We start from the raw sequence: 4311 nt of genomic DNA, 5'->3' as shown, positions 1-4311 counted from the left end.
GCCCCGATGCCGGACATCGCGGCCGAGGCGGACGCGCCGAGCGCCCCCATTGCCTCCGCAGCGCCCGCTAAGCCGGATCTCGTGCCCACGGCCCCGGCGCCGTTGCCCGCCCGCGTCGAGCAACTCGCACTGGCCGGCGATGTCACCTATGCCCTGCCCGAGCCGACCATGCTGCGCGAAGGCTCGCCGGCCAAGGCCCGTTCGTCGGCCAACGACCAGGTCGTCGCCGCGCTGACCGGAGTCCTCGATGAGTTCGCCATCGACGCGCAGGTCACCGGCTTCACCCGCGGCCCGACGGTCACCCGCTATATCGTCGAGCTCGGCCCCGGCGTCAAGGTCGAGCGGGTCACCGCCCTCTCGCGCAATATCGCGTACGCCGTTGCCTCACCCGATGTCCGCATCCTCAGCCCGATCCCGGGCAAGTCCGCCATCGGCATCGAGATCCCCAACGCAGACAAGGAGATCGTCTCCCTCGGCGATGTGTTGCGCAGCTCGACCGCGCGCAACAACACTCACCCGATGGTCATGGGCGTAGGCAAGGACGTCGAAGGCGGCTTCGTCATCGCCAACCTCGCCAAGATGCCGCACCTGCTGGTCGCCGGAGCTACCGGCGCGGGCAAGTCCAGCTTCGTCAACTCGATGATCACGTCGGTGCTGATGCGCTCGACACCGGAGGAGGTCCGGATGGTGCTGGTCGACCCCAAGCGGGTCGAGCTGACGGCCTACGAGGGCATCCCGCACCTGATCACGCCGATCATCACCAACCCCAAGAAGGCCGCGGAAGCGCTCCAGTGGGTGGTGAAGGAGATGGACACCCGCTATGACGACCTGGCGTCCTTCGGGTTCAAGCACGTCGACGACTTCAACAAAGCGGTCCGGTCGGGCGCGACCAAGCCGCTGCCCGGCTCGGAGCGGGTGCTCACGCCCTACCCCTATCTGCTGGTGATCGTCGATGAGTTGGCCGACCTGATGATGGTCGCCCCGCGCGATGTCGAGGACTCGATCGTCCGCATCACCCAACTGGCCCGTGCAGCCGGCATTCACCTGGTGCTCGCGACCCAGCGGCCTTCGGTCGACGTCGTGACGGGCCTGATCAAGGCCAATGTGCCCTCGCGGATGGCGTTCGCGACCTCGTCACTGGCCGACAGCCGGGTCGTGCTCGACCAGCCGGGCGCGGAGAAGCTGCTGGGTCAGGGTGACGGACTCTTCCTGCCGATGGGCACCAGCAAGCCGATCCGCGTGCAGGGCTCCTGGGTCACCGAGTCCGAGATCCACGCGGTCGTCGAGCACGTCAAGGGTCAGCTGCAGCCGACCTATCGTGAGGACGTCACCGTTGCGGCGAGCAAGAAGCAGATCGACGAGGACATCGGTGACGACCTCGACCTATTGCTGCAGGCGGCTGAACTGATCGTCACCACTCAGTTCGGCTCGACCTCGATGCTCCAGCGCAAGCTGCGGGTGGGCTTCGCCAAGGCCGGCCGTCTGATGGACCTGCTCGAGTCTCGTGGCGTGGTCGGGCCGTCCGAAGGCTCTAAGGCCCGCGATGTGCTGGTGCGACCGGACGACCTGGCCGCGACCTTGGCGATGATGCGCGGCGAGGACCCACCGTCGCCCGCCGGTGACACATATGACAGTGACGACTATGCCGACGAGGACAGCGAGTCCGAGGACGCCTGGCAGTTGACTGGTCGCTGAGGTGGCGGCAGCATCCGCTTAGCGAGGTCACCGCACGCGTTGGCCGTCAGCGCTTGACGGCCACCAGCAGGCCGTCGCCGACAGGCAGCAGTGTGGTGATCAGCCGCTCGTCGTCGCGCAGGGCCTTGCCCAGGTCGCGCAGCACCGTGGTGTCGGCATCCCGGGCAGCTGGATCGGCCACCTTGTCGTGCCAGAGCATATTGTCCAGCGCCAGCACCCCGCCGGAGCGCAGCAGGCGGATGGCGTGCTCGGCATACGCGGCGTAGTTGGGCTTGTCCGCGTCGATGAAGACCAGGTCGTAGGCGCCGTCGGTCATGCGGGGGAGCACATCGAGCGCCGCGCCGGTGATCACCCGGGTCCGCTGGTGCGCGATGCCGGCGGCGGCATAGGCCTGCTTGGCCGCGCGCGAATGCTCGGCCGCAACATCGATCGTGGTCAGGATGCCGTCACTGGGCATGCCCTGGAGCAACCACAGCCCGGAGGTGCCCGCACCGGTTCCGATCTCGATCACCGACCGCGCGCCACCGACCGCCGTCAACATGCGCAGGGCCGCGCCGCCACCGCTGCCGACCGGCGTGGCGCCGAGCTCGGTGCCCTCGCGGCGAGCCGCTTCCGCCGGGTCCGCCTCGGTGACGAAATCCTCGGCATACGTCCAACTCGCCAGCTTGGGTGCGCTCATGAGGTCCAAGCGTAGTTGCCGCCAACCGATCGGCTGCAAACAGCGAAATCTCAGGAAAAGTCCAGCTTCCTGGGGAACCATCGAGGCAGTTCAGACGTATCAGCAAGTGATCCAGGGGGACGCGCGCACGCGCGCAAGAAGGAAATGAGCCGATGACCGACACCACGACCGTGGCGAGCCCGACCGACGAGGCCGTATGGACGCCCCCCACTTGGGAGGAGATCGTCCAGGAGCACTCGGCGCGCGTCTACCGCCTCGCCTACCGCCTCACCGGCAATGTGCATGACGCCGAGGACCTCACCCATGACGTCTTCATCCGGGTATTCCGCTCGCTCGGGTCGTATACACCCGGCAACTTCGAGGGCTGGCTGCACCGGATCACCACCAATGTCTTCCTCGACAAGATGCGCCGCAAGCAGCGCATCCGCTTCGACGCCCTTTCCGACGAGTCCTCGGCCCGCCTGCCCAGCCGCGAGCCCGCACCCGACCAGGTGTATGCCGATCGGCATTTCGACGACGACGTCCAGCGTGCGCTGGACGCCCTGCCGCCGGACTTCCGCGCCGCCGTCGTGCTCTGCGATATCGAAGGCCTCTCCTATGAGGAGATCTCGACGACTCTGGGGATCAAGCTCGGCACCGTGCGCTCGCGCATCCACCGGGGTCGCTCTCTGCTGCGCGAGGCCCTCGCCCACCGGGCGCCGGAGCGACGGGCGGCCATCACGCCGGCCGACTCCACGGTCCGCGGCCTCGGGGGTGCGCGCCTGCAGCCGGCAGGTGCGTCGTGAGCCAGCGCTGTCTCGGACACAACGTTTCCGCCTTCGTCGCCGGAGAGCTCGATCCTGCCGGGCACCTGAACGCCGAGCGGCACCTGGTCGCCTGCCAACTGTGCCGGGCCGAGGTCGACCTCGAGCGCCGGGTGCGCGACACCCTGCGCGCCGCGCCGGTGATGCCCGCCGCGCTGCTGGCCACCTTGATGTCGGTGTCCCAGGAGATCTCGGTCCAGCCGGCAGCTCACTCCATCGGACGTCCGGGGGCGATGCCCGTCGGAACCCGCGTGCCCGCGGTGCCGATGGCCCCGACGGTGGGCCTGGGTGCGGCAGCGCCGGCGGCCTGGCTGGTCCGTCCGGTTCCCGAGCGGGCAACGGGCCCGTTGCGTGTCCTGGGGCCGCAGGCTCCGGCCCAACACCGCTCCGCCCTGCGTGCGACGGCCTTCGCGACCGCGGCTGCCGGGGCGTCGATCGTGGCGCTGTGGGCGTTCTCGGTCGGTCCCGGTGGGACCGGCACTCGCTCCGGTCCGGCAGCAGCCGTTCCCGGCCCCGGCGGGCCGACGCTGGCCAAGGTCGATATCTCCACGGTCTCGCGAACGACGACGATCATGATCCGTTCGGGTGCACCGGCCGCCTCCGGCGAGGCAGAATCGACCCCATGACGACACGCTCGACCCCGGCCGGTCCCGCCGGGGCCGCGGCCGGAGCCTCCTGGGATGCCTGGAACTGGCAGCCGGTCGAGCCTGCCGGCCAGCCCGAGAGCGTGCGGCCCGTGACCGCGCACGGCACACCGAGCGAGAACCACGATCATCCCGCGCGTCTAGCCGGACATCGACCGGCGCACCCGAGTGCGCCGACCGGTGCCATTGCAGTTCCGGCCGACCCGACCGGCCGTGGACGGGCACACCCGAGCCCATCGACCCCGCCGCCACCTGCCGAGGCATCCGGTGCAGGCGTCTGCGCGCCGAACCCATCGGCCCTGGGCGGCCCTGCCGCGCCAGCCCCGGGCGATGTCGCGCCGCCGATCCATTGGCTGGGCTCGCAGCCGACCGGTGCCATGTCGAGCCCATTGCAGGCAGGAGCGTCCAGTCGATCGCCCGCACGCCTGACCACGCTCGGGACGGCCGGCCCGGCAGCGCCGCCGGCCGTCGCTGCGCCGCCACCTCCGGG

At 69.9% G+C, this 4311-nt stretch carries 4 protein-coding genes and 1 pseudogene; 4 read left to right on the top strand and 1 reads right to left on the bottom strand.

Annotated elements, in window-relative coordinates; all coding sequences use genetic code 11:
• Nucleotides 1-1695, top strand: a 1695-nt coding sequence (locus PKH97_RS14230) for a DNA translocase FtsK (RefSeq protein WP_324388208.1), incomplete at its 5' end; no start/stop codon positions are given.
• Between the two features lie 46 nt (nucleotides 1696-1741).
• On the opposite strand, the gene PKH97_RS14225 is transcribed toward PKH97_RS14230, so the two are convergent.
• Nucleotides 1742-2374 (bottom strand): O-methyltransferase, encoded by a 633-nt coding sequence (locus PKH97_RS14225; protein WP_324388207.1) that lies wholly within the window; start codon nucleotides 2372-2374, stop codon nucleotides 1742-1744.
• A gap of 152 nt (nucleotides 2375-2526) precedes the next feature.
• On the opposite strand from PKH97_RS14225, the gene sigE reads away from it, so the two are divergent.
• From sigE to PKH97_RS14210, 3 genes and pseudogenes are all read left to right on the top strand, one after another.
• On the top strand, nucleotides 2527-3159 hold the full coding sequence (gene sigE / locus PKH97_RS14220; RefSeq protein WP_324388206.1) for an RNA polymerase sigma factor SigE: 633 nt from the start codon (nucleotides 2527-2529) through the stop codon (nucleotides 3157-3159).
• Complete coding sequence (locus PKH97_RS14215) at nucleotides 3156-3803, top strand: hypothetical protein (protein WP_324388204.1); 648 nt, start codon at nucleotides 3156-3158, stop codon at nucleotides 3801-3803. Before sigE ends, PKH97_RS14215 begins: the two co-directional genes overlap by 4 nt.
• A pseudogene (locus PKH97_RS14210) lies at nucleotides 3800-4311 on the top strand (hypothetical protein); the annotation flags it as partial. The gene PKH97_RS14215 and the pseudogene PKH97_RS14210, both read left to right, overlap by 4 nt.

This window comes from Nostocoides sp., assembly GCF_035343835.1.
Classification (GTDB): Bacteria; Actinomycetota; Actinomycetes; order Actinomycetales; family Dermatophilaceae; genus Nostocoides_A; species Nostocoides_A vanveenii.
Note: the sequence above shows the minus strand (reverse complement) of the source record. Positions and strands in the feature narration are given on the sequence as shown.